This is a genomic window from Pseudomonas kairouanensis, from assembly GCF_004682055.1.
Taxonomy (GTDB): Bacteria; Pseudomonadota; Gammaproteobacteria; order Pseudomonadales; family Pseudomonadaceae; genus Aquipseudomonas; species Aquipseudomonas kairouanensis.
The window spans coordinates 1-1317 of sequence record NZ_QUZU01000102.1; the positions used below are offsets into that span (position 1 = coordinate 1).

The 1317-nt window shown below is 54.7% G+C and carries 1 protein-coding gene; it reads right to left on the reverse strand.

Annotation, left to right across the window (positions count from 1 at the left end; all coding sequences use genetic code 11):
• Positions 1-15: 15 nt before the first annotated feature.
• A complete protein-coding gene (locus tag DYL59_RS31265) occupies positions 16-1221 on the reverse strand; it encodes an ISL3 family transposase (RefSeq protein ID WP_135292634.1) in 1206 nt (401 codons plus the stop codon).
• Between the last annotated feature and the right edge of the window lie 96 nt (positions 1222-1317).

A 1317-nucleotide genomic window follows, 5' to 3' on the forward strand; every position in this document is an offset into this window, starting at 1 on the left:
CAAAAAAAAGGTTCTTCACGGATTACCGGGAAAGACACTCTTGATCTTCATGAAAAAGAATTCGCTGTCCCGGTAGCCGTACGCCATCCGTTTGATGACCTTTATTCGATTGTTTATCCCTTCCAACTGGCCGGTGTGCATCGGCCAGCGAACCCGGCTCACGATGCCCCGCCAGTAACCCTTAAGACGCTTGGCGAACTGGATCAGAGCAGGTATTTCGCTTTCGTGAGCGTGTCGCAGCCACTGTTTCCAAGCTGATCGCCAGCCCCAGGCATCGCTCGGCGACCACAACATTTTGAGTTCAGCCTTCATCAAGTAGACCGTCATTAACGATTGGTTGGCGGCCAGTAAGTCATGCAAGTGAACCTGCTGCTCTTGCTTTTTGAGGTTCTCCGGGTTGCGCAATAACAACCACCGTGCCTGCTTGATGACCTTGCGAGCAGGTTTGTCATGGCGCAGGCGATTCGCCTCATCAACACGGACACGATCAATCACCTCTCGGCCATATTTGGCGACCACATGAAACAAGTCATATACAACCCGTGCTTTTGGGCAATGTTGGCGAACCTCCAGGTCATAAGCCGTGTTCATGTCCATCGCTACCGCTTCAATTCGAGCGCATCCTTCAGGCCCCAGTTCTTCGAAAAATGGCCTGACCGCCGCTCGACTGCGGCCTTCACCTATCCACAGCACTCGCCGCGTATCGGCATCCAGCACCACGCTGGCGTAGCGATGACCCTTGAACAGTGCAAACTCGTCCATTACCAAGCGTCGTGGCTGGGCCTTGGGAAGAGCACTCAACGTCGCTTGTAACGCGCGCCGTTCCAGCAATCGGACGGTGTCCCAGTGCAGTCCGAACATCTGCGCGACATGCAATGTGGGAAGGCGTTCGCAAGCGTGAATAACGGCCTCTGCCAATCGGCGCGTCATCCGGGCGTAACGATCTAGCCAACTGACAGCTTCCATACGCTTGCCGCAATCACGGCAGCCAACACGCCTAAGCAGAACGTTGAGACGCACCGCACGGCCAAGGATCGGCAGGTCACGCACGACTCGCTCGCAGTACTCATGAGTGGTAGAGCAGAGCTTTTGGCAGCCGCTGCAAGTGGGGAACTGGGTCGCGCGGGGGATCAGGTCGATTTGGAGGGCATCACCGTCAGGTTCGATTGTGACGACAGAAAAGCCCTCCCAAAAGGGAAGGAAAGTATTAATATCGCGCATAAGAACGCCGGTTTGTTAGATGTGTTTGCTCGCACGAACATCATCAATCAAATCGGCGTTCTTGTTTCTGTGTTTCCCGAGATTCCGTGAAGAACC